Annotated in this window: 25 protein-coding genes and 2 tRNA genes; 15 read left to right on the forward strand and 12 right to left on the reverse strand. The window is 33.3% G+C overall.

From position 1 onward, the window contains the following. Positions 1 to 9: 9 nt before the first annotated feature. On the forward strand, positions 10 to 1,404 hold the full coding sequence (locus APR43_RS06965) for an exopolysaccharide biosynthesis polyprenyl glycosylphosphotransferase (protein WP_053470908.1): 1,395 nt from the start codon (positions 10 to 12) through the stop codon (positions 1,402 to 1,404). 4 nt (positions 1,405 to 1,408) lie between these two features. On the opposite strand, the gene APR43_RS06970 is transcribed toward APR43_RS06965, so the two are convergent. Together APR43_RS06970 and APR43_RS06975 are read right to left on the reverse strand one after the other, a co-directional pair. Next, entirely contained in the window at positions 1,409 to 2,548 is a 1,140-nt protein-coding gene (locus APR43_RS06970; RefSeq protein WP_053470909.1) for a DUF4105 domain-containing protein, read from the reverse strand. Positions 2,549 to 2,571: 23 nt separating this feature from the next. Then, complete coding sequence (locus APR43_RS06975; protein WP_053470940.1) at positions 2,572 to 3,555, reverse strand: PorV/PorQ family protein; 984 nt, start codon at positions 3,553 to 3,555, stop codon at positions 2,572 to 2,574. Between the two features lie 276 nt (positions 3,556 to 3,831). Between APR43_RS06975 and APR43_RS06980 the strand changes: the two genes are divergently transcribed. Together APR43_RS06980 and APR43_RS06985 are read left to right on the forward strand one after the other, a co-directional pair. Continuing rightward, a complete protein-coding gene (locus tag APR43_RS06980) occupies positions 3,832 to 4,545 on the forward strand; it encodes a CDP-alcohol phosphatidyltransferase family protein (RefSeq protein WP_053470910.1) in 714 nt (237 codons plus the stop codon). A gap of 10 nt (positions 4,546 to 4,555) precedes the next feature. After that, positions 4,556 to 5,410, forward strand: a complete 855-nt coding sequence (locus APR43_RS06985; protein WP_053470911.1) for a glycoside hydrolase family 25 protein — start codon at positions 4,556 to 4,558, stop codon at positions 5,408 to 5,410. Between the two features lie 67 nt (positions 5,411 to 5,477). On the opposite strand, the gene APR43_RS06990 is transcribed toward APR43_RS06985, so the two are convergent. From APR43_RS06990 to APR43_RS07010, 5 genes are all read right to left on the reverse strand, one after another. Then, positions 5,478 to 5,702: a DUF5808 domain-containing protein gene (locus tag APR43_RS06990; RefSeq protein WP_053470912.1), complete on the reverse strand. Its 225-nt coding sequence runs from the start codon at positions 5,700 to 5,702 to the stop codon at positions 5,478 to 5,480. Between the two features lie 75 nt (positions 5,703 to 5,777). Further along, the gene (gene lptB / locus APR43_RS06995) at positions 5,778 to 6,518 is read right to left on the reverse strand and encodes an LPS export ABC transporter ATP-binding protein (RefSeq protein ID WP_053470913.1); all 741 of its coding nucleotides are present in this window, start codon (positions 6,516 to 6,518) and stop codon (positions 5,778 to 5,780) included. Positions 6,519 to 6,651: 133 nt separating this feature from the next. Beyond that, the gene (locus APR43_RS07000) at positions 6,652 to 7,002 is read right to left on the reverse strand and encodes a carboxymuconolactone decarboxylase family protein (protein WP_053470914.1); all 351 of its coding nucleotides are present in this window, start codon (positions 7,000 to 7,002) and stop codon (positions 6,652 to 6,654) included. Next, the gene (gene tatC / locus APR43_RS07005; protein ID WP_053470915.1) at positions 6,995 to 7,813 is read right to left on the reverse strand and encodes a twin-arginine translocase subunit TatC; all 819 of its coding nucleotides are present in this window, start codon (positions 7,811 to 7,813) and stop codon (positions 6,995 to 6,997) included. Before tatC ends, APR43_RS07000 begins: the two co-directional genes overlap by 8 nt. Further along, positions 7,813 to 8,778 carry an SIS domain-containing protein gene (locus APR43_RS07010; protein WP_053470941.1) on the reverse strand — a complete coding sequence of 322 codons (966 nt, stop codon included), beginning with the start codon at positions 8,776 to 8,778 and terminating at the stop codon, positions 7,813 to 7,815. The genes tatC and APR43_RS07010 overlap by 1 nt, the downstream gene beginning before the upstream one ends. A gap of 88 nt (positions 8,779 to 8,866) precedes the next feature. On the opposite strand from APR43_RS07010, the gene recQ reads away from it, so the two are divergent. Further along, positions 8,867 to 11,062 (forward strand): DNA helicase RecQ, encoded by a 2,196-nt coding sequence (gene recQ / locus APR43_RS07015; RefSeq protein ID WP_053470916.1) that lies wholly within the window; start codon positions 8,867 to 8,869, stop codon positions 11,060 to 11,062. A gap of 128 nt (positions 11,063 to 11,190) precedes the next feature. Here the strand turns inward: recQ and APR43_RS07020 are convergent, their stop codons facing one another. After that, positions 11,191 to 11,430, reverse strand: a complete 240-nt coding sequence (locus tag APR43_RS07020; RefSeq protein WP_053470917.1) for a hypothetical protein — start codon at positions 11,428 to 11,430, stop codon at positions 11,191 to 11,193. 317 nt (positions 11,431 to 11,747) lie between these two features. On the opposite strand from APR43_RS07020, the gene APR43_RS07025 reads away from it, so the two are divergent. Then, complete coding sequence (locus APR43_RS07025; RefSeq protein ID WP_053470918.1) at positions 11,748 to 13,307, forward strand: NAD(P)/FAD-dependent oxidoreductase; 1,560 nt, start codon at positions 11,748 to 11,750, stop codon at positions 13,305 to 13,307. Positions 13,308 to 13,372: 65 nt separating this feature from the next. Next, on the forward strand, positions 13,373 to 14,461 hold the full coding sequence (locus tag APR43_RS07030; RefSeq protein ID WP_053470919.1) for a hypothetical protein: 1,089 nt from the start codon (positions 13,373 to 13,375) through the stop codon (positions 14,459 to 14,461). Positions 14,462 to 14,815: 354 nt separating this feature from the next. Here APR43_RS07030 and APR43_RS07035 read toward each other — a convergent pair whose 3' ends face one another. Together APR43_RS07035 and APR43_RS07040 are read right to left on the reverse strand one after the other, a co-directional pair. Continuing rightward, on the reverse strand, positions 14,816 to 15,775 hold the full coding sequence (locus tag APR43_RS07035) for a quinone oxidoreductase family protein (RefSeq protein ID WP_053470920.1): 960 nt from the start codon (positions 15,773 to 15,775) through the stop codon (positions 14,816 to 14,818). Between the two features lie 187 nt (positions 15,776 to 15,962). Further along, positions 15,963 to 17,366, reverse strand: coding sequence for an aminopeptidase P N-terminal domain-containing protein (locus APR43_RS07040; protein WP_053470921.1), 1,404 nt, complete (start codon positions 17,364 to 17,366; stop codon positions 15,963 to 15,965). 272 nt (positions 17,367 to 17,638) lie between these two features. Here APR43_RS07040 and APR43_RS07045 point away from each other — a divergent pair, with 272 nt between their 5' ends. Beyond that, a complete protein-coding gene (locus APR43_RS07045) occupies positions 17,639 to 18,076 on the forward strand; it encodes an META domain-containing protein (RefSeq protein WP_053470922.1) in 438 nt (145 codons plus the stop codon). 53 nt (positions 18,077 to 18,129) lie between these two features. Here APR43_RS07045 and msrA read toward each other — a convergent pair whose 3' ends face one another. Next, positions 18,130 to 18,747 (reverse strand): peptide-methionine (S)-S-oxide reductase MsrA, encoded by a 618-nt coding sequence (msrA, locus tag APR43_RS07050; protein ID WP_053470923.1) that lies wholly within the window; start codon positions 18,745 to 18,747, stop codon positions 18,130 to 18,132. Between the two features lie 7 nt (positions 18,748 to 18,754). Continuing rightward, positions 18,755 to 19,309, reverse strand: coding sequence for a peptide-methionine (R)-S-oxide reductase MsrB (gene msrB, locus APR43_RS07055; RefSeq protein ID WP_053470924.1), 555 nt, complete (start codon positions 19,307 to 19,309; stop codon positions 18,755 to 18,757). Positions 19,310 to 19,604: 295 nt separating this feature from the next. Between msrB and idi the strand changes: the two genes are divergently transcribed. From idi to APR43_RS07095, 8 genes are all read left to right on the forward strand, one after another. Beyond that, a complete protein-coding gene (gene idi, locus APR43_RS07060) occupies positions 19,605 to 20,132 on the forward strand; it encodes an isopentenyl-diphosphate Delta-isomerase (protein ID WP_053470925.1) in 528 nt (175 codons plus the stop codon). 21 nt (positions 20,133 to 20,153) lie between these two features. Next, on the forward strand, positions 20,154 to 20,564 hold the full coding sequence (locus APR43_RS07065; protein WP_053470926.1) for a 6-carboxytetrahydropterin synthase: 411 nt from the start codon (positions 20,154 to 20,156) through the stop codon (positions 20,562 to 20,564). A 3-nt stretch (positions 20,565 to 20,567) separates the two neighbouring features. Then, entirely contained in the window at positions 20,568 to 21,026 is a 459-nt protein-coding gene (locus tag APR43_RS07070) for a peroxiredoxin (protein WP_053470927.1), read from the forward strand. Between the two features lie 66 nt (positions 21,027 to 21,092). After that, positions 21,093 to 22,064 carry a type I phosphomannose isomerase catalytic subunit gene (locus tag APR43_RS07075; RefSeq protein ID WP_053470928.1) on the forward strand — a complete coding sequence of 324 codons (972 nt, stop codon included), beginning with the start codon at positions 21,093 to 21,095 and terminating at the stop codon, positions 22,062 to 22,064. Positions 22,065 to 22,121: 57 nt separating this feature from the next. Continuing rightward, positions 22,122 to 22,388 (forward strand): hypothetical protein, encoded by a 267-nt coding sequence (locus tag APR43_RS07080; protein ID WP_012022371.1) that lies wholly within the window; start codon positions 22,122 to 22,124, stop codon positions 22,386 to 22,388. Positions 22,389 to 22,464: 76 nt separating this feature from the next. Continuing rightward, positions 22,465 to 22,538, forward strand: a tRNA-Thr gene (locus APR43_RS07085). A gap of 114 nt (positions 22,539 to 22,652) precedes the next feature. Continuing rightward, positions 22,653 to 22,726: transfer RNA gene (locus APR43_RS07090), tRNA-Thr, on the forward strand. 397 nt (positions 22,727 to 23,123) lie between these two features. Continuing rightward, positions 23,124 to 23,305 (forward strand): helix-turn-helix domain-containing protein (locus APR43_RS07095; protein WP_131724169.1); only part of this gene is annotated, 182 nt, incomplete at its 3' end.

Here is a 23,305-nt window from a genome sequence, read left to right on the forward strand (position 1 = left end):
TACCATAATATGCGTTCAACTAATAAAATGCATTTTGAAATTTCAGAACGAAAAGTTTTGCTTTTTGCTTTTGATGCTGTTTTCGTTTTGTCTGCATTGTGTTTTTTAAGTTTCTTTTTTAACTATCATTATTTTGCTTTAGAAATAGGAACTATTTACAGACCCATTATACTTGTTGGGTATTTATATATTTTTGGAACAATTTTCGAAATGTATAATCTGCAGGTTGCAAGTAACCAGTTTCAAATACTTAAAAGTGTTGTTCTTTCAGTATCTTCCACAGTTTTAGTATATCTTCTTACGCCGGTTTTATCTCCTGAGTTGCCAAAGCAGAGGTTAGTAATATTGATCTTTTACCTCACATTAGTTTTTACAGTTCTATTATGGCGTTCCTTTTATGCATTATTTCTGGCATCACATCGTTTTTCTCAAAATGTTGTTTTAATATGCGATCAGGATCAGGTAGAAGAATTAGTATTAGGATTAGAAAATGTTGATCCGCATTATAAAATTATTGGATTTGTCAATTCTGATTCTCTTTCTACGGCAAATTCTGATTTTCATTATGTAAAAGAAATTGATAAAAGTGAATTAGAAGATTTTGTAATTGAAAACAACGTTTCAGAAATTGTAATTGCTTCCCAAAAAACAGATGGAATCACTGCCGATTTATATCAGCAACTACTTCATTTATTAGAATCCGGAAATGTTATTAGGGAATATACACAAGTTTACGAAAGTAAAACACAACGTATTCCGGTGCATTATATAGCCCGCGATTTTTATCGTTTTTTTCCTTTCAGCCGCAGCAATAACAATAAACTGTACTTGTTTTTAATACGTTTTATAGAACTCTTGTTTTCTTTTGCCGGTTTAATAATCTGCACGGTTTTCATTCCCTTTATTTTTATCGCCAATCTTATTGGAAACAAAGGCCGTCTTTTTTATACACAAGATCGTGTTGGAAAAAATGGCAATGTTTTTAAGATTTATAAATTCAGAACCATGATTGAGGCTTCTGAAACAAACGGTGCCGTTTTTGCCGTTTTTAATGATAAAAGAATTACACCCTTTGGCAAATTCATGCGTAAATCCAGAATAGATGAATTACCGCAGTTTTATAATGTTTTAAAAGGAGATATGGCCGTAATTGGTCCAAGACCTGAAAGACCATTTTTTGTGGAGGAAATAGCCAGAGTAATGCCTTTTTACGAAACTCGCCATGTAATAAAACCCGGACTTACCGGTTGGGCACAAGTAAATTACTCATATGGAGAATCGATTGATGAGAGTTTGATAAAACTACAATACGATTTATACTACATCAAACATAGAAGTGTTTTCCTTGATTTAAGTATTACTTTTAAAACAATTACGACTGTTTTATTTTACAGAGGCCAGTAAATTATTAGATTATTATTGGTATACGTTTTACGTTTCGTATCACAACTCTTACCAAGACAAAACCACTTGTAATGATCATTGGCAATACAATTAAAAAATGTGCCTTATTGATCATAAATAAGCTGTAAACTACTAGAAAAATTAAATGTAAAACAGCAAACCTATAAGTCCATCTTTTGTTTTTTGCAATCGAAAATAAAATCAAAAGCAGCAAAAGCGGACTAAACAATAACACATTATAATTCATCGCCAGTTCTTGGTGAAAAGAATAAAATCCAACCGAAACAAAAAAGATTCCCATTAAAGATAAAATCAAAAGATAGATTTTGTCTACAACTTTATTGTGTACAACAACCACAAACCCTAAAATAAACAAATAAGTATAAATGTTATTCCACCAAGAAGTTGGAGTTTCTTTTTCAAAGCTTAAAAGTGTTTTACTTTTTCCTGCTAAAAGATGACCTTGAAAAGTCGTTTCGTCTAAACTATTTTTTAAATCAAAAGGAAGAAAAATTCTGGTGGCTAATTGATCAACTTTAGTTCCAAAAATAATACTGGTTCCTAATTGATCATAAAAATGCCCTTTAAAATAAGGAAACAAAACAGAGCGATAAGTTTTATCAGTATCATTCTTTTTTACAATTACATTCCCGCCTAAAGTTGAATTGATAACATCAACAACCATCGATGTACAATTTTTATCAATAAACTTATAAGTGTAGTAACGTTCTTCAGATAATAAAACAGTATTTAATTTATCAAAAAGCTTTTGTTTTAATTCAGGAGAAAGAAGCAATTCCTGCTCAAAAACACTTCTTTTTTCATAAGTATAGTCATTTATAAAATCTGCAAATGAATGAGCAACTACAAAATACTGCAAGTCTCCTTTTGTAAATTTGGCAACAAAATTTGGCGTTCTAAAATCAAAAGCACCGTAATTGTAAACAACGTCAAGATTGTTTATTGGGTCTGCAACACGAATGGCTGTATGTCCAAAATAAGAATACGTTTCATTTCCTAATCCGCAGGTAATTACACTTATTTTAGCATATTTTGATAATGGGATGTTTTGAGCAAAGCCAATGGTAAAACTTAGTAATAATAGTAAACTAAAAAGTGTTTTTTGTAAAAGGACTTTTTTCATAATTTAAAATTTTAAGAAGTTTATTATCTAAAAATACCAAGATCAACTTTTATAGAGAAAATATTAGAATACAAAGCCGCACTTTGATTTCCTAAATCAGTTAAAGCATAATCAATTTGAATGCCTTTGTATTTAAAACCAAGACCAATATTAGGCTGAAAACTTAATTTTTCAGTATTATCCAACTGCATCACATTTTGAAAATTTCCCGCTCCGGCTCTTAAAAAAACAATATCTGTATAGCCAAATTCAAAACCAAGTGCAGGATCAATACTCACAACTTTAGACGAAATAATATCGTTTGTCTGCTCAAAACGCATGTTTAAATTTCCCGCAGCCAAAAGACTGTAATCATCATGGAATTCAAATTTTTTAGAAACTCCTAATTGTGCTTTTGGTAAAGTGATTTCGGTACTTTCTGGTAATTCATTGTTTTCTCCCGGAATTGCATTGGCAATTTTTGCATATTCTTCCTCATCAATATTCCAAACATTATAAGTTGTTGTAATATCGCGAAGCATTAATCCGAATTTCCAATCGTTATGTTCAAACTGAAGTCCGACATCAAAACCAAAACCCCATGAATTGGCAAATTTTCCAATCACTCTTCTAATGATTTTTGCATTTACTCCATATTGAAACCCTTCAACAGGAAGTTTTCTGGCGTATGAAAAAGTAAAACCATAATCGGCAGTAGAAAATAAACGAATTCTGTTATAATCAATATTTCCCTGACTGTCGATTAATTGAGTAGTATCCATAATGTCATCGACACCAAAACGAATCATCGAAATTCCCCACGCGCTTCGATCATCAATTGGACTTGCATATCCAATAAAATCGTATTGCGCAATATTGGCAAAATAACTGGCGTGCATTAACGAAACTTGATGATCTTCCAGATGCGTTAAACCAGCCGGATTCCAGTAAACTGCATTCACATCATTTGTAGATGCTGTTACGGCGCTCGACATTCCTAACGCTGCCGCATCGACACCAATATTCATAAACTCATTCGAATATTTTCGAACGGTTTGTGCATATTGCGAAGTAAAACTCCAAAATAATAAAAACGCAGAAAGTTTTTTCAAAAGCTGTTTTTTTGCAGACTAATGCCTGTTTTTAATTTTCATCAAAAATATAATATTTTACCCATCTAATTTCTTCCTTTTTAGAAATATTGCGAAAGTTAGAATTTCAAATAAAAAACAATTGCGAAAACACGTTTTTCATGTGCATATTATGCTAAATTTGTTCTCCAAGATTATCAAAATTTATAAAACATGAATATCAAAAAACACATTCCGAATTTAATTACATTAATTAATCTTTTTTGTGGCTGCATTGCAATAGTTTTTATTTCTGAAGCCAATTACGAAATGGCTTTTTACATGGTTTGTTTAGGGATCTTTTTTGATTTTTTTGATGGTTTTTTTGCCAGATTATTTAAAGTTTCAAGTCCGCTTGGTTTGCAGTTAGATTCTTTGGCAGATATGGTAACCAGCGGAGTTGCTCCCGGTTATGTTATGTACAGTTTGTTTACAAACAGCGCACACGAATTAGGAACAAATGCTTTTATCCCGTTTTTAGGATTTATCGTGACTTTAGGTTCTTGTTATCGTTTAGCTAATTTCAATATTGATACGCGTCAAACAGATTCATTTATAGGATTGCCAACTCCGGCAAATTCTCTTTTTATTTTAAGTCTTCCGTTAGTTTTAAAGTTTTCAGATTCTTTATTATTGCTTGAAATCCTGACAAATCAATACGTTTTATTAGCGATCACTTTATGCAGTGCCTATATTTTGAATGCCGAAATTCCGTTGTTCTCTTTAAAAGTGAAGAAGTTTAATTTAAAAGATAATGCTTTGCAGATCGTATTTCTTTTGATTTCTTTCGTTTTACTTTTATTATTCCATTTCGGAGCCGTTCCGTTAATCATCATTTTTTACGTTTTACTATCGATCGTAAATAATTTGTTTTTGAAAAAAAAGTAGTTTTATTCGAATGGCAAGAAAAACGACTTATCGTAAAACATATTCCAGAAAACCCGCAGGAAGATCATTGCTAAGCAGGCTTTTTCGATCTCTTTTATTAATTTTCTTTACGCTTCTTTTTATTGGAATTGTTTATCATTATCGAAAAGGACTAGCTTATTATTTAGGTTTTAAATCAGAAAAAGTTTTAGATGAAGATGAGGTAGACAAACATCTTTCTGATGTGAGAAATATTCGTGTTCTCGAAAATCACAAAGGAAAAGTGGTTGGAATTGATGTGTCTGAATTTCAAGGAAAAGTCGATTGGGATGAAGTTGAAATTCTGGACGAAAAATATCCTGTACAATTTGTATTCATTCGTGCAACTGCCGGAAACGATCGTGTTGATGGTCAGTTTAAACGTAATTGGGAAGGTGCTAAAGAAAATAAAATCATGCGCGGTGCATATCATTATTATCGTCCAAATGAAAACTCAATAGAACAGGCCAATCTTTTTATTAAAACCGTAAAGTTGCAAAAGGGAGATTTACCTCCGGTTTTAGATATAGAGAAATTACCAAAAAATCAGCCTTTGGACAGTTTAAAAAAAGGCTTAAAGCGTTGGTTAACTAAAGTAGAAAAACATTATCAGGTACGCCCGATAATTTATTCAGGAGAAAGATATTATTCTGATTTCTTAAAAGAAGAATTTGGAGAATATTTGTTTTGGATTGCCAATTACAATTTCTACAGAGAAAAAATCGAAGATGACTGGCTCTTTTGGCAGTTTACAGAAAAAGCTTCTCTGCCCGGAATTAAACATCGAGTTGATGTTAATATTTACAATGGCGATTTAGAACAATTGCAGTTTATTACTGTGGAGTAGTTTTCAGTCACAGTCGCAGTTTTCAGTTTACCGAGAATGAAAATTGAGATTGAATACTGTTTAATGGTTATTTTGAAAATAAAAGCGCTAGCGGAATTAAGGCAATGAAAGCTAGAAAAATTAAAACTGAATAAGGATTGGCAAAATTAACTGTATATCCCATCCATTGAATTCTTTTTGGCGGAAGCAATCGTTTGTCTTTCGGATTATAATAAAAACATCCCAAATACCAATTGTTTGGATCTTTGTGCCAATTGTCGTTATCTTCCTGAGTTGGTTTTTCTGAATTCATATCTTTAAAAGTTTTCAGTCACAGTTTTCAGTCGCAGTCAAAAACTGAAAACTGCGACTGAAAACTGAATACTTCTTAAAACTCCAGTTTCTTTTTACGAAGTTCGAAGTTTTGTCCAAGATAAACACGGCGAACCATTTCATCTTCTACCAATTCTTCCGGAACTCCCGCTTTCAAGATTCCTCCCTCAAACATTAAGTATGTTTTATCTGTAATCGCTAAAGTTTCCTGAACGTTGTGATCCGTAATCAGGATTCCGATATTTTTATTTTTTAACTGCGCTACAATTCTCTGGATGTCCTCAACCGCAACCGGGTCAACTCCGGCGAAAGGCTCATCTAATAAGATGAATTTTGGATCTGTTGCTAAGGCACGGGCAATTTCCGTACGACGACGTTCTCCTCCAGAAAGTAAATCTCCGCGGTTCGTACGAATATGTTCTAAACTAAATTCTTCAATCAAACTTTCCATTTTAGCAATCTGCTCTTCTTTAGAAAGTTTAGTTAATTGTAAAACACTTAAAATGTTATCTTCAATACTTAATTTTCTAAAAACAGAAGCTTCCTGTGCCAAATAACCAATTCCTTGCTGTGCACGTTTGTACATAGGATAATCGGTAATATTTAAATCATCAAGATAAATGTTTCCTGAATTTGGTTTTACCAATCCTACGATCATATAAAAAGAAGTTGTTTTTCCGGCACCATTTGGCCCCAAAAGTCCAACGATTTCTCCCTGATTTACTTCAACAGAAATTCCTTTTACAACACTTCGGCCTTTGTAAGTTTTTATTAAATTATCGGCTCTTAGCTTCATTTGTTTTAATTAGATAATGTGTCAATTTGATAATGAGATAATTGTATCTCCAATGGGCAAAATAAAGGAAAATAAATCAATAGAATAAATGAATTAACATATTGTCAAGAAATTATCTAATTGACTAATTATCTTATTTGCCTTGTTCTTCTAAAGCTTCCCAGAATTCGTAAGCTCTTCTTAAATGCGGAATTACAATTGTTCCTCCAACAAGAGTTGCGATTCCCATTGCTTCCATCATTTCTTCTTTAGAAACACCTTCCTTATAACTCGTTTCTAAATGGTATTTTACACAGTCGTCACAACGCAAAACAGTCGATGCAACTAAGCCTAAAAGTTCTTTTGTTTTAACATCAAGAGCTCCTTCTGCATAAGCATTAGTGTCAAGATTAAAAATTCGCTTTACAATTTTATTATTGTCAGCTAATAATTTTTCGTTCATTTTAGAACGATAGTCGTTAAATTCTTGAATTAATTCAGACATTATTTTCTTTTAATTTATTTCTATAAACAATCCTTGAAATCAGAATACTTACTTCGTAAATAAGTAACATTGGTATCGCTACAATAGTTTGGCTCACCACATCTGGCGGAGTCACAATTGCAGCAATAATTAAGATAATTACAACAGCATACTTCCAATATTTTCTTAAAAAATCAGGAGTTACTAATCCTAATTTAGTTAAGAAATAAATGATAATAGGCAGTTCAAAAAACAAACCACTTGCCAAAATACTCGTTTTTACCATTCCCATATAAGAGTCTAAAGTAAATTGGTTGATTACCATTTCACTGATTGAGAAAGTGGCAACGAAATTTACAGACATTGGTATTACGACATAATAACCAAATATTACTCCTAAAAAGAAAAGAAGTGAAGAAGTGAATATAAACACTTTAGCATTTTTTCTTTCTTTCTCATAAAGTGCAGGGCTGATAAATTTCCAAAGTTCCCATAAAATATAAGGGAAACTTAAAATAAATCCAGCCAAAAGACACATCCAGACAAATATATTTACCTGTCCTTCCATTTCAGTATTTTGAATAATGAAATTAAGTTTGGTAATGCAGATACTATCTGCAAAACCTAATTGATGTGATAAATCACAAAACCAGACATAAGTAAAAAAACTAGGTCTTGTAGGACCTAAAATAATTTGATCAAATAAATAATCACTGATAAAATAAGTAACAAATGCCATAACGCATATTGCAATTGTACTTCTAACTAATAACCATCTTAGTTCTTCAAGATGGTCTAAAAATGACATCTCGCCAAGGTTTTTCTTTGCCATTATACGATTCCTTCTTTTAAAATGTCATGTAAATGTAATACTCCTTTGTACTCGCCGTTGTCAGCCACGATAAGCTGTGTAATAGAAAAATCTTCTAATATATTTAAGGCATCAACTGCCATAGTTTCTGAAGACACTAATTTAGGATTTTTAGACATAATATCTCTTGCAGTTAAATCCGCAATAGTATCTACGTCATTTAGCATTCTTCGGATGTCTCCATCCGTAATAATTCCAACAATTTTATTGTCTTCAATAACCGCAGTCACACCAAGCCTTTTTTCAGAAATTTCGAAAATTGCTTTTTTGATTGAAGTATCTGGAGAAACAGCTGGTTTTAACGAATGCTCGATCATATCTTTTACACGAAGCAAAAGTTTTTTCCCTAAAGCACCACCCGGATGATAAACTGCAAAATCCTCTGGTTTAAAATCGCGCATTTCCATTAAACAAACTGCCAGAGCGTCGCCCATTACAAGTTGTGCTGTTGTGCTGTTTGTTGGTGCTAAATTTATAGGGCAGGCTTCTGTGTCAACCGTAGTGTTTAAAACATAATCAGAACCTTTAGCCAGGAATGAAGTTACATTTCCGGTAATAGCAATTAAGGTATTCCCAAAACGTTTTAATAACGGAACCAAAACTTTGATCTCCGGACTGTTACCGCTTTTTGAAATACAGATAATGATATCGTCATTTTGTATCATCCCTAAATCACCGTGAATTGCTTCTGCAGCATGCAAAAACATTGAAGGTGTTCCGGTAGAGTTAAAAGTAGCCACCATTTTTTGAGCAATTATGGCGCTTTTTCCTATACCGGTAACGATCAATCGGCCTTTAGTTTCGTAAATACGTTGTGTTGCTTCGAAGAAATTTTCGTCCAGAAAATCAATTAATTTTATAATTGCTTCACTTTCAGAGAGTATGGTTTTTTTGGCGATTGCCAGTATATTTTCTTTTGAGATCAAAACAGAATATTTAAAATTTGTATGTATAAAAGAAAGTTGTATCTTTATGTGTTGCAAATTTATACAAAAATATCCATTTAAATAAAGAATGAATTCAAACGAAATTGAAATACACAAGGAATTAAAGAAGTATTTCGGCTTTAGCCAATTTAAAGGCTTGCAGGAGCAAGTCATTACGAGTATTTTAGGTAAAACGAATACTTTCGTAATTATGCCTACGGGCGGCGGTAAGTCTCTTTGTTATCAATTACCCGCTTTAATTCAGGACGGAACAGCTATTGTTGTTTCTCCTTTAATTGCTTTGATGAAAAATCAGGTAGATGCGATTCGAAGCCTTTCTTCAGAAACCGGAATTGCGCATGTGCTGAATTCCTCTCTTACCAAAACAGAAATTGCACAAGTAAAAAAAGACATTAGTTCTGGTTTAACCAAACTCTTGTATGTTGCTCCCGAATCTTTAACGAAAGAAGAATATGTAGCCTTTTTGCAAAGTGTGCCTATTTCTTTTGTTGCGATTGATGAAGCACACTGTATTTCAGAATGGGGACATGATTTTAGGCCGGAATACAGAAATCTCAGAAGTATTATTAAACAATTAGGTAAAGTGCCAATTATTGGTCTTACCGCTACTGCAACCCCAAAAGTTCAGGAAGATATTCTTAAAAATCTGGACATGTCTGATGCAAATACTTTTAAAGCATCATTTAACAGACCAAATTTATATTACGAAGTACGTACCAAAACCAAAAATATCGAATCAGATATTATTCGGTTTATCAAACAACATAAAGGCAAATCTGGAATTATTTACTGCTTAAGCCGTAAAAAAGTAGAATCGATTGCCGAAGTTTTACAAGTAAACGGAATCAGCGCGGTTCCTTATCACGCAGGTTTAGATGCCAAAACGAGAGCAAAACATCAGGATATGTTCCTTATGGAAGATGTTGATGTCGTTGTGGCAACAATCGCTTTCGGGATGGGAATCGATAAACCAGACGTTCGTTTTGTAATTCATCACGATATTCCAAAATCATTAGAAAGTTACTATCAGGAAACGGGTCGTGCCGGCCGTGACGGAGGAGAAGGACATTGCTTAGCTTATTACTCTTATAAAGATGTAGAAAAACTGGAGAAATTCATGTCTGGAAAACCAGTTGCAGAACAGGAAATTGGTTTTGCACTTTTGCAGGAAGTGGTGGCTTACGCCGAAACCTCAATGTCACGTAGAAAATTCCTTCTGCATTATTTTGGAGAAGAATTCGACAGCGAAACCGGAGAAGGTGCAGATATGGACGATAACGTTCGTAATCCAAAAAATAAAATTGAGGCCAAAGAACAAGTGGTCAAATTACTTGAAATTGTTCGCGACACCAAACATATCTATAAGTCAAAAGAAATTGTGTTTACTTTAATTGGCCGAATCAATGCGGTCATTAAAGCACACAAAACAGATATTCAGCCTTATTTTGGTTCAGGTTCAGACCACGACGAAAAATATTGGATGGCATTATTGAGACAAGTTCTCGTAACCGGATATTTATCAAAAGATATCGAAACATACGGTGTGATCAAAATTACACAAGAAGGGTTAGATTTTATCAAAAAACCAGTTTCATTTATGATGTCTGAAGATCACGAATACAGTGAAGCCGATGACGAAGCAATAGTGGCATCAGCAAAATCAACTGGAACTGCAGATGAAGTTTTAATGGGAATGCTTCGTGAACTTCGTAAAAAAGTAGCCAAAAAATTAGGCGTTCCTCCATTTGTTGTTTTTCAGGACCCTTCTCTTGAAGATATGGCTTTAAAATACCCTATAACATTACAAGAATTATATAACATTCATGGTGTTGGTGAAGGAAAAGCTAAAAAATATGGCGGTGAATTCGTCACGCTTATCAGCAGATATGTTGAAGACAACGATATCATTCGTCCAGACGATTTAGTTGTAAAATCTACCGGAGTAAACTCTGCCAATAAATTATACATCATTCAAAATATCGATAGAAAACTTCCATTAAGTGATATCGCTTCCGCTAAAGGATTAACGATGGACGCTTTAATCAAAGAAATGGAGCAAATCGTATATTCTGGAACAAAATTAAATATCAAATACTGGATTGATGATATGCTCGACGACGATCAGCAGGAAGAAATCCACGATTATTTCATGGAATCAGAATCAGATAAAATCGAAGACGCTTTAAAAGAATTTGACGGTGATTATGATATTGACGAATTGCGATTAATGCGTATTAAGTTTATTAGTGAGGTCGCTAATTAAATTCCAATTTTTGAAATTCCAAATTCCAAAAATAATAGAATATTAAAAAATATAAATTCCAAATTCCAAGCAGTCGAAGCAATTGGAATTTGGAATTTTTTTATTGGAATTTCTTCAAGTTTGGAATTTTACTCAGTATAAACTTCCCCACGATGCGGTTTCAAAGCATCTCTTACCTGAATCATATTTTCATCAGTTACAACCATAAAAGCGATTGCCTGCATTTCGTTTATGATTGTAAAACCCGTAATATTTAAAGGTAATTTTTCGATTGCGATATATTCTTTCAGATGAATTTCATGATGTTCTGCAGTTTTTGCAGCAACCGGACCACGGAAATCCCAAATCAGTTTTATTTTTCTAGACATTTTTTTATAGGTGCAAAGGTTCAAAGGAGCAAAGGTACAAAGGTTAGTTTGAAAAAAAGGTTCGATACTAAGGTTCTGAGTTTTTTTTCTGTAGAGACGCACTGCAGTGCGTCTAATCGCTGTTGATAAAAATCTTTTTAATCCAAATAATCTGTGGCTAAAAAAGAACAAAGATCACAAAAATGTTAAGTATAAAATCTGTTTATATCTGCGTAAATCTGTGGGCAAATTTTACAATTGATAAAATCTCATTTCAAAATAGTACTTTTGCATCTTCTTTTCATAGAAAGAAAAGCTAATAGAATAAAAAAGATACAATGCCAAGAGAACTTTTACTTCAGGTAACGCCGGAAATTGCAGCAAACGAATCGCTGCTTAAAGATTATTTGTCCAAACAAATAAAAGTGTCTCCGCAGGAAATTCAGCATACAACCATTTTAAAGCGTTCGATTGATGCGCGCCAAAAAGCGATTAAAATCAATTTGAAAGTTATTATATATTTAAAAGGAGAAGCTTTTCAGGAAACTAAAATCGAACTTCCTGTTTATAAAGATGTTTCTTCTGCGCAGGAAGTTATTGTTGTTGGCGCAGGTCCGGCCGGACTTTTTGCTGCTTTACAATTAATTGAATTAGGCTTAAAGCCTATTGTAATTGAACGCGGAAAAGATGTTCGCGGACGCCGACGTGATTTAAAAGCAATTAATCGTGAACATATTGTAAACGAAGATTCTAATTATTGTTTTGGAGAAGGCGGAGCCGGGACGTATTCTGACGGAAAATTATATACTCGTTCTAAAAAACGCGGCGATGTAACCCGAATTTTAGAACTTTTAGTAGCTTTTGGAGCTTCAGAAGATATTTTGGTTGAAGCACATCCACATATTGGAACTAATAAACTTCCAAAAATTATTGAAGATATTCGAAATAAAATTATTGAGTTTGGTGGTCAGGTTTTGTTTGATACAAGAGTTACTGATATTTTGGTGAAGAATAATGAAGTTGAAGGAATCGTAACTCAAAACGGAGATAAGATTCTGGCTAATAAATTGATTTTAGCTACTGGACATTCGGCTCGTGATATTTTTGAATTACTGGATAAAAAGAAAATTTTAATCGAAGCCAAACCTTTTGCATTGGGAGTCCGTGCAGAACATTCGCAGGAATTAATCGACAGTATTCAATACAGTTGTGATTATCGTGGCGAACATTTGCCGCCAGCACCCTATTCAATTGTAAAACAAGTAAACGGACGCGGAATGTATTCATTCTGTATGTGTCCGGGAGGTGTAATTGCGCCTTGCGCGACAAGTCCGGGTGAAGTGGTTACAAACGGCTGGTCGCCATCTAAACGTGATCAGGCAACGGCAAATTCCGGAATTGTGATTGAGTTGAAATTAGAGGATTTTAAACCTTTTGCAAAATTTGGTGCTTTGGCGGGAGTTGAATTCCAAAAAAGTATCGAACAAAAAGCTTGGCATTTGGCTGGACAAACTCAAAAAGTTCCCGCACAAAGAATGATCGATTTTACCCAAAATAAAGTTTCGGCAGATATTCCAAAAACGTCTTATGTTCCGGGAACAACTTCGGTTGAAATGGGGCAGGTTTTTCCAGGATTTTTATCGCAGATTTTACGTGAAGGTTTCAAGGAATTTGGTAAATCAATGCGTGGATATTTAACCAACGAAGCCATTTTACATGCGCCAGAAAGCAGAACTTCGTCACCGGTTAGAATTCCGAGAGATGCTTATACTTTAGAGCATTTGCAGATAAAAGGATTATATCCGTGTGGAGAAGGAGCGGGTTATGCGGGAGGAATTATTTCTGCAGCAATTGATGGTGAAAAATGTGCTTTGATGATTGCTGAATCTTTGAAGTAACATGTCATTTGGCTTTCTAATTATTAAAATTTGTAATATATTTAGTTTTAATAATTATATGCCCAATGAAAAACTTTTTCTCCAATCTATTTAATAGAAATAACGATCCAAAATCGATTATTTCTTTTGATGTTATAGATCCAATTTATTCTTATTTATATAATGAAAAATCCAATCTTGAATTTAAAGTAAAAGGAATTCAGGATAATGTCTCCGTTAATCTATTTTATTTTCCCGGTTCATTAGATCATGAAGAGGCCCAATTGGAAATTAAAAAAGCAGGTTTCAATAATTCTTATGAGGTTTTAAATGAACTTTATAAAAAAATGAATATTGGTGTTCTTTCTGAAGAAATGATTCAGGAAGGATTAGAGTATGATTTTATACACATTCAGTTTTATTCTGAGCCTACTTCTGATGAAAAAAAGTTCTTTAAACGTTCCATAAAAAATTTCATTATCTTTTTTTGCGGTACGAATAGTTTAGAAATCAATGATTTTAAAATTCTGTATTCAGGAACCCATTTCTTCGATTATACAAAAGGTTTGCTGGAAAGTGAGCTTTTAGATTTTAATAATCCAAAGAATGAAAGTCAGGAAATTGGAGTTAAAAATTTAAAAATAGTATTGCAGGGAATCTGCCAGTATTTAAATATAGAAATTCCGCAAAGTATTGAACTTCCTTCATCAGAAAATTTAATAGAGAATGAAGAAGTTACAATAAAAACGTTTGAAGAGTTTGTCAAATTAGTTTCAAGAGAAAATATCGAAGATAAAGAACTTAAAAAGTTATCAAAAAAACTTTTCAAAAATTACCAAAAAGATTCTAGTGAATATCACACCATTGTTGAAGGACATTTTGATTTCTTCGAAAACATAAATGCCTGGAACAGCGACTGGAAATTTGATCCCGAAGATGCTGAGTATTTCATTTCTGAAATGATTGGTGAAGATTTGAATTTTGAATATCCAGAAGAGACTTATAGCCATGATTTGTTTCCATACATTCAATCGGCATTAGAAAAGCGTGGTTTTGAATTGATGAGTTATAATACAAATGGTGATAATTATTTGTTCTTTGTTGCTAATAAAGAAGATGTTGGCAGGATTTTAGAATTATCTGAATTGACGAAAATTGAGATTGATAAGTTGTAGAACTTGATTAATTATTCGGTGATGTGATTTGTGTAGTCCCTACGGGACAAATGTGCAGTGTGTTTTCTTTTTTGTTACCGATATGAAATCTCTACGAGATATTATCCTGATAATTTATTCTTTTTAATCACAACTCCGCTAGGAGTTAAATATCGGTAGAAAAAGATATTTCAAAGGATTTCAAATGTCCCGTAGGGACTATACATTTTGTTATATACAAAACAGGTTTTCGCGTGAGGGATAGGAGCAGGCTACCGAAGTAGCGCGGATAGCCCGACAGCAATATAAAAAGGGGCGACTAAGCGATTGCATAGTCAGCCCCTTTTTATATTGATGGCACGCCCAGATTATTATTTACGGAATCAAAATAATTTTCCCGGTACTTTTTCTACTTTCCAGGAAATCATGTGCCAGTTTTCCTTCTGATAATTTAAAAGAAGTTGGTTCAGAAAGTTTAATTTTTCCTTCAGTAATCCAATTGAATAATTGAGATGCACGTTTAATTCTTTCTTCTTTAGAATTTAAATAACTCCATAAATCACCGCCGGTTAAAGTTTTAGAACCATCCATTAACATTCTTGGATCTACAGGTTCAGGATCGCCGCCCGCCATTCCGAAGAAAACAACTTGGCCGCATTCTTTTGTGACTTCAAAACTTTCCTTTAAAGTGCTTCCAATACTGTCGTAAACAGCATCAACACCATTTGAAGCAACTTTAAAAACCTGTGATTTCCAATCGTCATTATAAAGAAAAACATGATCTGCGCCCTGATTAAAACCAACTTTTGCTTTTTCGGCAGATGAGGTTAAACCAATAACCGTTGCTCCAAGAAGTTTACTGATTTGGGTTAGAATTTGCCCAACGCCGCCGGCAACTGCGTGAATTAAAACCGTTTCGCCTTTTGTAGTTTTATGACTGTCTGTAGCTAAATAATGTGCTGTTAAACCTTGTAATAAAACAGAAGCCGCGGTTTCAAACGAAATATTTTCAGGTAAAGGCAGCACGTGATTTATATTTACGGCAACCAATTCTGCATTGGCAAAAGGAGCATCGGCAAAAGCCACACGATCACCCACTTTATATTCAGGATGATTATTAGCATCTACAACAATTCCTGCGCCTTCGTAACCGGCGATAAAAGGCGGATTTCCTTTTAAATGATAATTTCCTTTTCGTCTGTAAACGTCAGCAAAATTTAATCCGATGGCTTTCATCTCGACTAAAATTTCATCGTTTTTTAATTGCGGATTAGGGATTTCGATATATTCTAAAACATTTGAATCTCCAAAAGTGGAGAAGGTAAGTGCTTTCATTTTTTAAATTTTTAGGACTACAAAAGTACGCCAAAATTCAAATTAAAAGCCTCATTTAATTTTTTAAATGAGGCTTTGGAAATGTTTTTTTAGCCACAGATTAAAAAGATTTTCACAGATTATATTTTTAAGTTTTAAACTTTCAAAAAATCCTTATAATCCTTTTAATCTGTGGCAAAAACCAAATTTATATCTTAGGAAATTTCATTTCATTAAAAGTGCTTTTTTGTTTGGCTAAAGCTTCAACATCTTGCCATTTTCTTGGAGATTCTGCAGAAAGATTTTCGTAGGAATCTTTTTTGATTAAAATATCATCTTCGATGCGAACACCAATATTCCACCATTTTTTATCACATTTGCTGTTTGCCGGAATATAAATTCCAGGTTCAACAGTTAAAATCATATTTTCTTTCAGCGTTCCGCTGTAATTTCCTTTGTCATGAACGTCTAAACCAAGAAAGTGAGAACAACCGTGCGGATAATAAATTCTGGCATCTTTAGGATCTGTAATAATGCCTAACTTAATTAATCCAGCTGCTACGACTTCTCTGGATCTTTTAGTTAAATCCTGAATTGGAGTTCCTTCTTTACAAAGTTTAAAAACTTCTTCCTGAGCATCGTAAACGATTTGATAAATTGCTTTTTGCTCTTCGGTAAATTTTCCGTTTGCGGGAATTGTTCTGGTAACATCGGCAGAATAACCGTGATATTCAGAGCCAACATCCATTAATAATAATTGATTGTCGATTTTTACTGCATTATTTTCTCCGTAATGTAAAATACATCCGTTTGCTCCGGCACCAACAATTGGCGGATAACCTTCGTCTTCAGCACCATATTTTCTGTGAATGTAAGCGTGAATTCCGTCGGCTTCGTTTTCGCTCATATCCGGACCAACTGCTTTCATAACTTCGTTATGCGCAACACATGAAAGTTTTACTGTTTTGCGCATTAATACTATTTCTTCGGGAGTTTTTATTTCGCGAAGTGAATTGGTAATGTTAGTAAACAATGTTACAGAAGCTTCATTTTCTTTTTCAATTCCGGCTTTAGTTTTGAAAGATTGTAATAGGGAATATAAGTTGTCGATATTTTTACTGCTTTCAACATCTGTTGGAATATTGTCGTAAATGATTTTGTCGAATTTTTTAAAATCAATAGCAAAATCGTTGAAATCTTTTCCGTTGTAAACGGTTGTAAAACCTAATTTAGATTTTGCACCTTCAACTCCTAAACGTCTTCCTGTCCACATTTCTCTGTTGGCATTTCGTTCTCTCACAAACAGTACTTCATTGTATTTTTCAGTTCCCTGTTCTTCTTTAAAAATCAATAAAACGGCATCTGGTTCTTTATAGCCTGCCAGATAATACATATCTGGATTTGCGTGGTAATTGTAATTAACGTCTTTTGAAAAAACTCTTTCCGGATAAGAAAAAACTACAGCTACTGAATTAGCCGGCATTAGGTTTCTAAAAGCTTCGCGGCGGCCTTTGTGAAATTCTTTCGAAAGATAATCTGTTGGAAGGTTTTCTTGTGCCTGAATTTGGAATGCACTAATTAAAAAGGCAAAGAATAAAAGAAATCGCTTCATTTTTTTGATTTTTTATTGATGATTTTTGGTTTTTTGAATGATGCAAATTACGAAAAAAATAGAATCACCTATTATAATTTAAGAGTTTGGTTAATAATGTTTTAAATAAAATGGCGTAAATTAGAGATCAGAATATTACAATTTGGCGGATAGTAAAATAAATTTTTTTTAGCCAAAGTTTCTAACAAGGCATGAATATTGAGAAAGTGATATTGCAGGATAATTTTAATCTTCAAAAAACAAAATATATTAATTTTTAAAAAGTAAATTTTATGAAAAAGTATACTATTGCAATCGTATCGGTTTTAACCTTATTAATAACTTCGTGTATGGCATCAAAAGATACAAAAGGCACTGCCAATATTTATGATACAACTTGGGAATTAGAATATATTTCGGGGCCAAGAATTGCTTTTGAGGGATTGTATCCAAATAAAAAACCGCAGCTTACTTTTGATGAAAAAGAAAAAAGGGTTTATGGAAATAACGGATGTAACGGTTACAGCGCACCATATACTTTAAACGGAAAATCTTTAACTTTTGGAGAAGCGGGACCGACTACAATGATGTTTTGTGAAGGCGGCGGAGAACAGCAATTTTTAAAACAAATTAAAAATGTTACAAGCTATTCTATTGATAAAGATGGAAAACTAAATTTAATTCAGGACAAAATTCCGGTAATGCGATTTAAAAAAGTGGCTAAACAATAGTTTTAAAATCTATAATATAAGAAAAGGGGAAATGATTCATTTCCCCTTTTTTATTAGCTGTTGTTTTGTTTCTTTTTCAGTTTGTCTTTAAAAATTTTTTCAAATTTTTCTATTTTCGGCTGAATCACCATTCTGCAATACGGCTGATTTTTATTGTTTGCATAATAATTTTGATGATAATCTTCGGCTTTATAAAAAGCTTTAAAAGGTTCGATTTTTGTCACAACCGGATTACTGTACACTTTTGCTTTGTTTAATTCGGCAATAATGCTTTCGGCAGCTTTTTTCTGTTCGGCATTTTTGTAGAAAATTACAGAACGGTACTGCGTTCCAACATCAGCGCCCTGACGGTTTAATGTTGTTGGGTCGTGAACAGTAAAAAAGACTTTAAAGATTTCATTAAGATCTGTTACGTTTTTGTCATACGTAATTTGTACAACTTCGGCGTGACCGGTTTCTCCCGTACAGACTTCCTCGTAAGATGGATTTACAGTTTTTCCTCCAGAAAATCCCGAAACAACAGATTTTACTCCGTCCAGATTTTCGTAAACAGCTTCAACGCACCAATAGCATCCTCCGCCAAGTGTAATAGTTTCGTAATCTGGTTTTTTATTTTGTGAAAAACCGCTTATTGATAAAGCAAAAAGGCAGATTAAAAGTATATTTTTCATTTGTATATTATTTATTATCAGGAATAAAATCAAGAGCAATCGAATTCATGCAGTAACGTTTTCCGGTTGGTTCCGGGCCGTCATCAAACAAGTGGCCTAAATGTCCGCCGCAGCGTCCGCAAAGCGCTTCGATTCTTTCCATTCCAAGTGAATTATCATTTTTATAAACGACGCTTTTTTTGTTGTCTTGTTCAAAAAAACTAGGCCATCCGCAGCTGCTCGAAAATTTAGCAGTCGATCTAAAAAGTAAGTTTCCGCAAGAAGCGCAGTAGTAAGTTCCTTTTTCATCCGTGTTCCAGTATTTTCCGGTAAAAGGCCTTTCGGTATCAGCCTCACGCATTACGGCATACACATCTTCGGGCAAAACCTTTTTCCATTCGGCGTTGCTTACATTTAGTTTTGTCGTATCGGTGTTTGAATAATAAGGATTTCCGGGTTTACTTATTTTGTTTTCCATAGTAACCATTTTTGCAGGTTCTTTTTTTGTGTTTTGTCCGCATGCCTGTAAAATAAAGAGCGGAATTAAAAAGCAAAGGCTAAAAATTAAGTTTTTCGATTTCATAAATTTTTGGATCATTTATCTGAATTTCAAAGATACGATGAGATTTTGCTTAGAAATGTCGCCTAAATTACAATTCAGATATATTTAAGTATGTTTTAACTTTTTATTATTTACGTAAAACAAACAGCTGTAGTTTTTATATCTTATTTTTAGTGGATTTTTGTTCTGAAATAAAGCATAGATTGTTGTAAATCAAAATATTATAAAAAGTAATCAGTAGTTAAACTTTTCACAATGTTTTCCAGGATTTTATAGCCATTTCTTTTTTCGTATTTTTGTTTTATCAATACGCCTTATGACAGAAGAAAACGTAATATTAGTTAATCAAAACGATGAACAAATTGGCTTAATGCCAAAATTAGAAGCACATGAAAAAGCAGTTTTGCACCGTGCCTTTTCGGTTTTTATTTTAAACAACAAAAATGAAATTATGCTGCAGCAGCGTGCTCATCATAAATACCATTCTCCTTTACTGTGGACAAATACTTGCTGCAGTCATCAACGCGAAGGTGAAACGAACATTGAGGCAGGAAGCCGAAGATTGTTTGAAGAAATGGGTTTTAAAGCAGAGTTAAAAGAGCTGTTTCATTTTATTTATAAAGCTCCTTTTGATAATGGTTTAACAGAGCATGAATTAGATCACGTTATGATTGGCTATTATAATGAAGAACCTAATATAAATCCGGATGAAGTAGAAGACTGGAAATGGATGAGCATTGAAGATGTTAAAGCAGATATTGAAAAACAGCCCGAAATTTATACCGTATGGTTTAAGATAATTTTTGATGAATTTGATCATTATCTCGAAGACCATAAATTATAACCAAACCAACCAAAGACCTAAATGAGAGTAACCATATCAAGAAAAGCGCATTTTAATGCTGCACATCGATTGCATAGGAAAGATTGGTCATTAGAAAAAAACAATGCCGTTTTTGGAAAATGCAATAATCCCAATTTTCATGGTCATAATTATGGTTTAACAGTAAGTGTTACAGGAAAAATTGACCCGGAAACTGGTTTTGTTTTAGATGTGAAAGTATTAGCGGATATTATACTGGAAGAAGTAGAAATTCCGTTTGATCACAAAAACCTGAATCTGGACGTTCCGGAATTTCAGGATTTGAATCCAACTGCAGAAAATATTGCGGTTGTGATATGGAATAAAATTAGAAAAAGAATTCAGCCCGATTTTGATTTAGAAATCGTGCTTTATGAAACAGACCGCAATTTTGTAACTTATAAAGGAGAATAATAAATGTCATTAAAAATAGGAGATATAGTTCCGAATTTTACTGCAAAAGATAGTCACGGAGAAGTTTTTGAGAGCAAAAGTGTTTTAGGACGAAAACCTTTAGTGATTTATTTTTACCCAAAAGATAATACACCAGGCTGTACAACAGAAGCTTGCAGCTTTAGAGATCAATACGAAGATTTTTCAGCATTAGGTGCAGAAGTAATTGGTATAAGTGCCGATAGTGTAAAATCGCATCATAAATTTGCTAATAAACATAATCTGCCATTCATTTTGCTTTCTGATCAGGATAAAAGATTGAGACAGCTTTTTGGTGTGAAAAATAATCTGTTCGGACTTTTGCCGGGAAGAGTAACTTTTATTATTGACAGAAACGGAGTGGTTATTTATATTTTTGACAGTATGAATGCCGCAAAACATATTCCGAAAGCGCTGGAAATAATAAAAGAATTAGTATTGTAGATTTAGAAAATAGTATTACATCATTGTTTAATTAATAATAATATTAGCCGAAAAACTTAAAAAATTATGAAACCAGAAAAATTATATCCGCTTCAATTTGAACCAATCCTTAAAGAAAGAATCTGGGGTGGAGAGAAATTAAAAACATTATTAAACAAACCAATCACTTCTAAAATTACCGGTGAAAGCTGGGAATTATCTACAGTCGAAGGCGATGTAAGTACTGTTGCTAACGGAGACTTAAAAGGAAAATCGTTAATGGAGCTTATTGATGAAACTCCAAATGAAATTTTAGGAACAAGAGTTTACGAGCGTTTCGGAAAACAATTTCCATTACTTTTTAAATATTTAGATGCACGCGAAGATCTTTCGATTCAGGTTCATCCTAACGATAAATTAGCAAAAGAACGTCACAATTCATTTGGTAAAACCGAAATGTGGTACGTAATGCAGGCTGATACTGATTCCAGAATTATTGTTGGTTTTAAAGAAAACTCCAGTAAAGAGGAATATTTAAAACATTTACATGATAATACTTTAGTTTCTATTTTAGATGGTGTAAAGGCAAAAGCCGGAGACGTTTTCTTTTTAGAAACAGGAACTGTTCACGCTATTGGTGCCGGTTTAGTGGTTGCCGAAATTCAGCAGACATCTGATATTACGTATCGTTTATACGATTTTGATCGTGTAGATGCTCAGGGAAATAAAAGAGAACTTCATGTAGATTTGGCACTTGATGCAATTAACTACAATAAAGTTGATACACAAAAGAAATACGATACAAAAGCAAATACATCAAACGTAGTTGTTGATTGTCCTTATTTCACAACAAACCTTATTCCGTTAGAAGATAAAGTAGAAGTTTCAAAATCTGGCGAAACATTTACGGTTTATATGTGTATTGAAGGAAGTTTTGAAATCGAATACGACGGATTTAAACATACTTATATAAAAGGAGATACTGTTTTAGTTCCAGCTGCGATAAATGCATTTAATTTAAACGGAAAAGCTTCAATTTTAGAAATTTACATTTCATAGCACTTAATCTAAAGATTATGTGTATTTTTGCAGACGCAAATTAAAATTATAATAAAAATGGCAAACGTTAAGAATTTAAAGAAAGACATCAATTTTGTATTAGGAGATATTATTGAGGCAGTTTATTTGTTTGAGATGTCTACAACAGGAAATCCTACTCCGGAAACGAATGCTTTAATCGATGAAGCTATCGCTGCATTTGATACTTTGATTACAAAAGTTAACGCTAAAAACGTTGAAAATAAAAAAGCACACTTCAAACAAATCAATGTTGAATTAGAACAAACTGCTAATCAATTGATTGAAAAAATCAACGCATTGTAAGCAAAAAAAAGTGTAAAAAAGTGCAAATTTATTTTGGGAAAACGAAAAACCGCTTTATATTTGCACCCGTAATGAGGCCGATGTAGCTCAGCTGGCTAGAGCAGCTGATTTGTAATCAGCAGGTCGTGGGTTCGAGTCCCTCTATCGGCTCAACGGAAAACCATCACAGAAATGTGATGGTTTTTTTAATTATAGAGAGAGGTGTGAAATTATTTTTGGAAATATAAAAAACAATTTTATCTTTGCACCCGTAATAAAAAATAGGCCGATGTAGCTCAGCTGGCTAGAGCAGCTGATTTGTAATCAGCAGGTCGTGGGTTCGAGTCCCTCTATCGGCTCAAAAAAACCATCACAGATTGTGATGGTTTTTTTTATGCTCAAAAATTCCAATTTTTTAAATTCCAAATTCCAAACTGAGGTTTACACAGGTTATATTTTTATTCATTCAGAAATAAACGCAAAGTATTGTCATTTCGACCAAAGGGAGAAATCGCACTCGGGAATCTACAAAGAGAATCGCCAATCTTTGTCGAATTTCTAGTGCGATTTCTCCCTTCGGTCGAAATGACAAGATTGTTTCGAGTTTCAAACTCCAAATTTCAAAAATAAAATAAAGTCTTTACTTGTCCGAAAAATTGTATTTTTGTTTTATGTTTATTAATAAGCCTGTATTGCACATTTTAAATTTGTTTTTTACAGTTGAATGTTTGTAGACTTAATTATTATCTTTGAATTATGAGCACACTAACAAAACCAAATCATATAGGGCGAAAAATAAGCCGTATTCGTGAACTTCGCGATATGAAGCAGGAAGCTTTGGCACAAGCTTTGGGCACAAATCAACAAGCTATTTCGATTATTGAAAACAGCGAAACAATTGATGATGAAAAACTTCAGGCAATTGCCGAAATATTAGG

This window comes from Flavobacterium sp. NLM, assembly GCF_002210235.1.
Taxonomy (GTDB): Bacteria; Bacteroidota; Bacteroidia; order Flavobacteriales; family Flavobacteriaceae; genus Flavobacterium; species Flavobacterium panici.

Coding starts and splice junctions, on each gene's coding strand:
- APR43_RS06965 (WP_053470908.1), top strand. CDS start 10: ATGCGTTCAACTAATAAAATGCATTTTGAAATTTCAGAACGAAAAGTT.
- APR43_RS06970 (WP_053470909.1), bottom strand. CDS start 2,548: ATGAAAAAAGTCCTTTTACAAAAAACACTTTTTAGTTTACTATTATTA.
- APR43_RS06975 (WP_053470940.1), bottom strand. CDS start 3,555: ATGAATATTGGTGTCGATGCGGCAGCGTTAGGAATGTCGAGCGCCGTA.
- APR43_RS06980 (WP_053470910.1), top strand. CDS start 3,832: ATGAATATCAAAAAACACATTCCGAATTTAATTACATTAATTAATCTT.
- APR43_RS06985 (WP_053470911.1), top strand. CDS start 4,556: ATGGCAAGAAAAACGACTTATCGTAAAACATATTCCAGAAAACCCGCA.
- APR43_RS06990 (WP_053470912.1), bottom strand. CDS start 5,702: ATGAATTCAGAAAAACCAACTCAGGAAGATAACGACAATTGGCACAAA.
- lptB (WP_053470913.1), bottom strand. CDS start 6,518: ATGAAGCTAAGAGCCGATAATTTAATAAAAACTTACAAAGGCCGAAGT.
- APR43_RS07000 (WP_053470914.1), bottom strand. CDS start 7,002: ATGTCTGAATTAATTCAAGAATTTAACGACTATCGTTCTAAAATGAAC.
- tatC (WP_053470915.1), bottom strand. CDS start 7,813: ATGGCAAAGAAAAACCTTGGCGAGATGTCATTTTTAGACCATCTTGAA.
- recQ (WP_053470916.1), top strand. CDS start 8,867: ATGAATTCAAACGAAATTGAAATACACAAGGAATTAAAGAAGTATTTC.
- APR43_RS07020 (WP_053470917.1), bottom strand. CDS start 11,430: ATGTCTAGAAAAATAAAACTGATTTGGGATTTCCGTGGTCCGGTTGCT.
- APR43_RS07025 (WP_053470918.1), top strand. CDS start 11,748: ATGCCAAGAGAACTTTTACTTCAGGTAACGCCGGAAATTGCAGCAAAC.
- APR43_RS07030 (WP_053470919.1), top strand. CDS start 13,373: ATGAAAAACTTTTTCTCCAATCTATTTAATAGAAATAACGATCCAAAA.
- APR43_RS07035 (WP_053470920.1), bottom strand. CDS start 15,775: ATGAAAGCACTTACCTTCTCCACTTTTGGAGATTCAAATGTTTTAGAA.
- APR43_RS07040 (WP_053470921.1), bottom strand. CDS start 17,366: ATGAAGCGATTTCTTTTATTCTTTGCCTTTTTAATTAGTGCATTCCAA.
- APR43_RS07045 (WP_053470922.1), top strand. CDS start 17,639: ATGAAAAAGTATACTATTGCAATCGTATCGGTTTTAACCTTATTAATA.
- msrA (WP_053470923.1), bottom strand. CDS start 18,747: ATGAAAAATATACTTTTAATCTGCCTTTTTGCTTTATCAATAAGCGGT.
- msrB (WP_053470924.1), bottom strand. CDS start 19,309: ATGAAATCGAAAAACTTAATTTTTAGCCTTTGCTTTTTAATTCCGCTC.
- idi (WP_053470925.1), top strand. CDS start 19,605: ATGACAGAAGAAAACGTAATATTAGTTAATCAAAACGATGAACAAATT.
- APR43_RS07065 (WP_053470926.1), top strand. CDS start 20,154: ATGAGAGTAACCATATCAAGAAAAGCGCATTTTAATGCTGCACATCGA.
- APR43_RS07070 (WP_053470927.1), top strand. CDS start 20,568: ATGTCATTAAAAATAGGAGATATAGTTCCGAATTTTACTGCAAAAGAT.
- APR43_RS07075 (WP_053470928.1), top strand. CDS start 21,093: ATGAAACCAGAAAAATTATATCCGCTTCAATTTGAACCAATCCTTAAA.
- APR43_RS07080 (WP_012022371.1), top strand. CDS start 22,122: ATGGCAAACGTTAAGAATTTAAAGAAAGACATCAATTTTGTATTAGGA.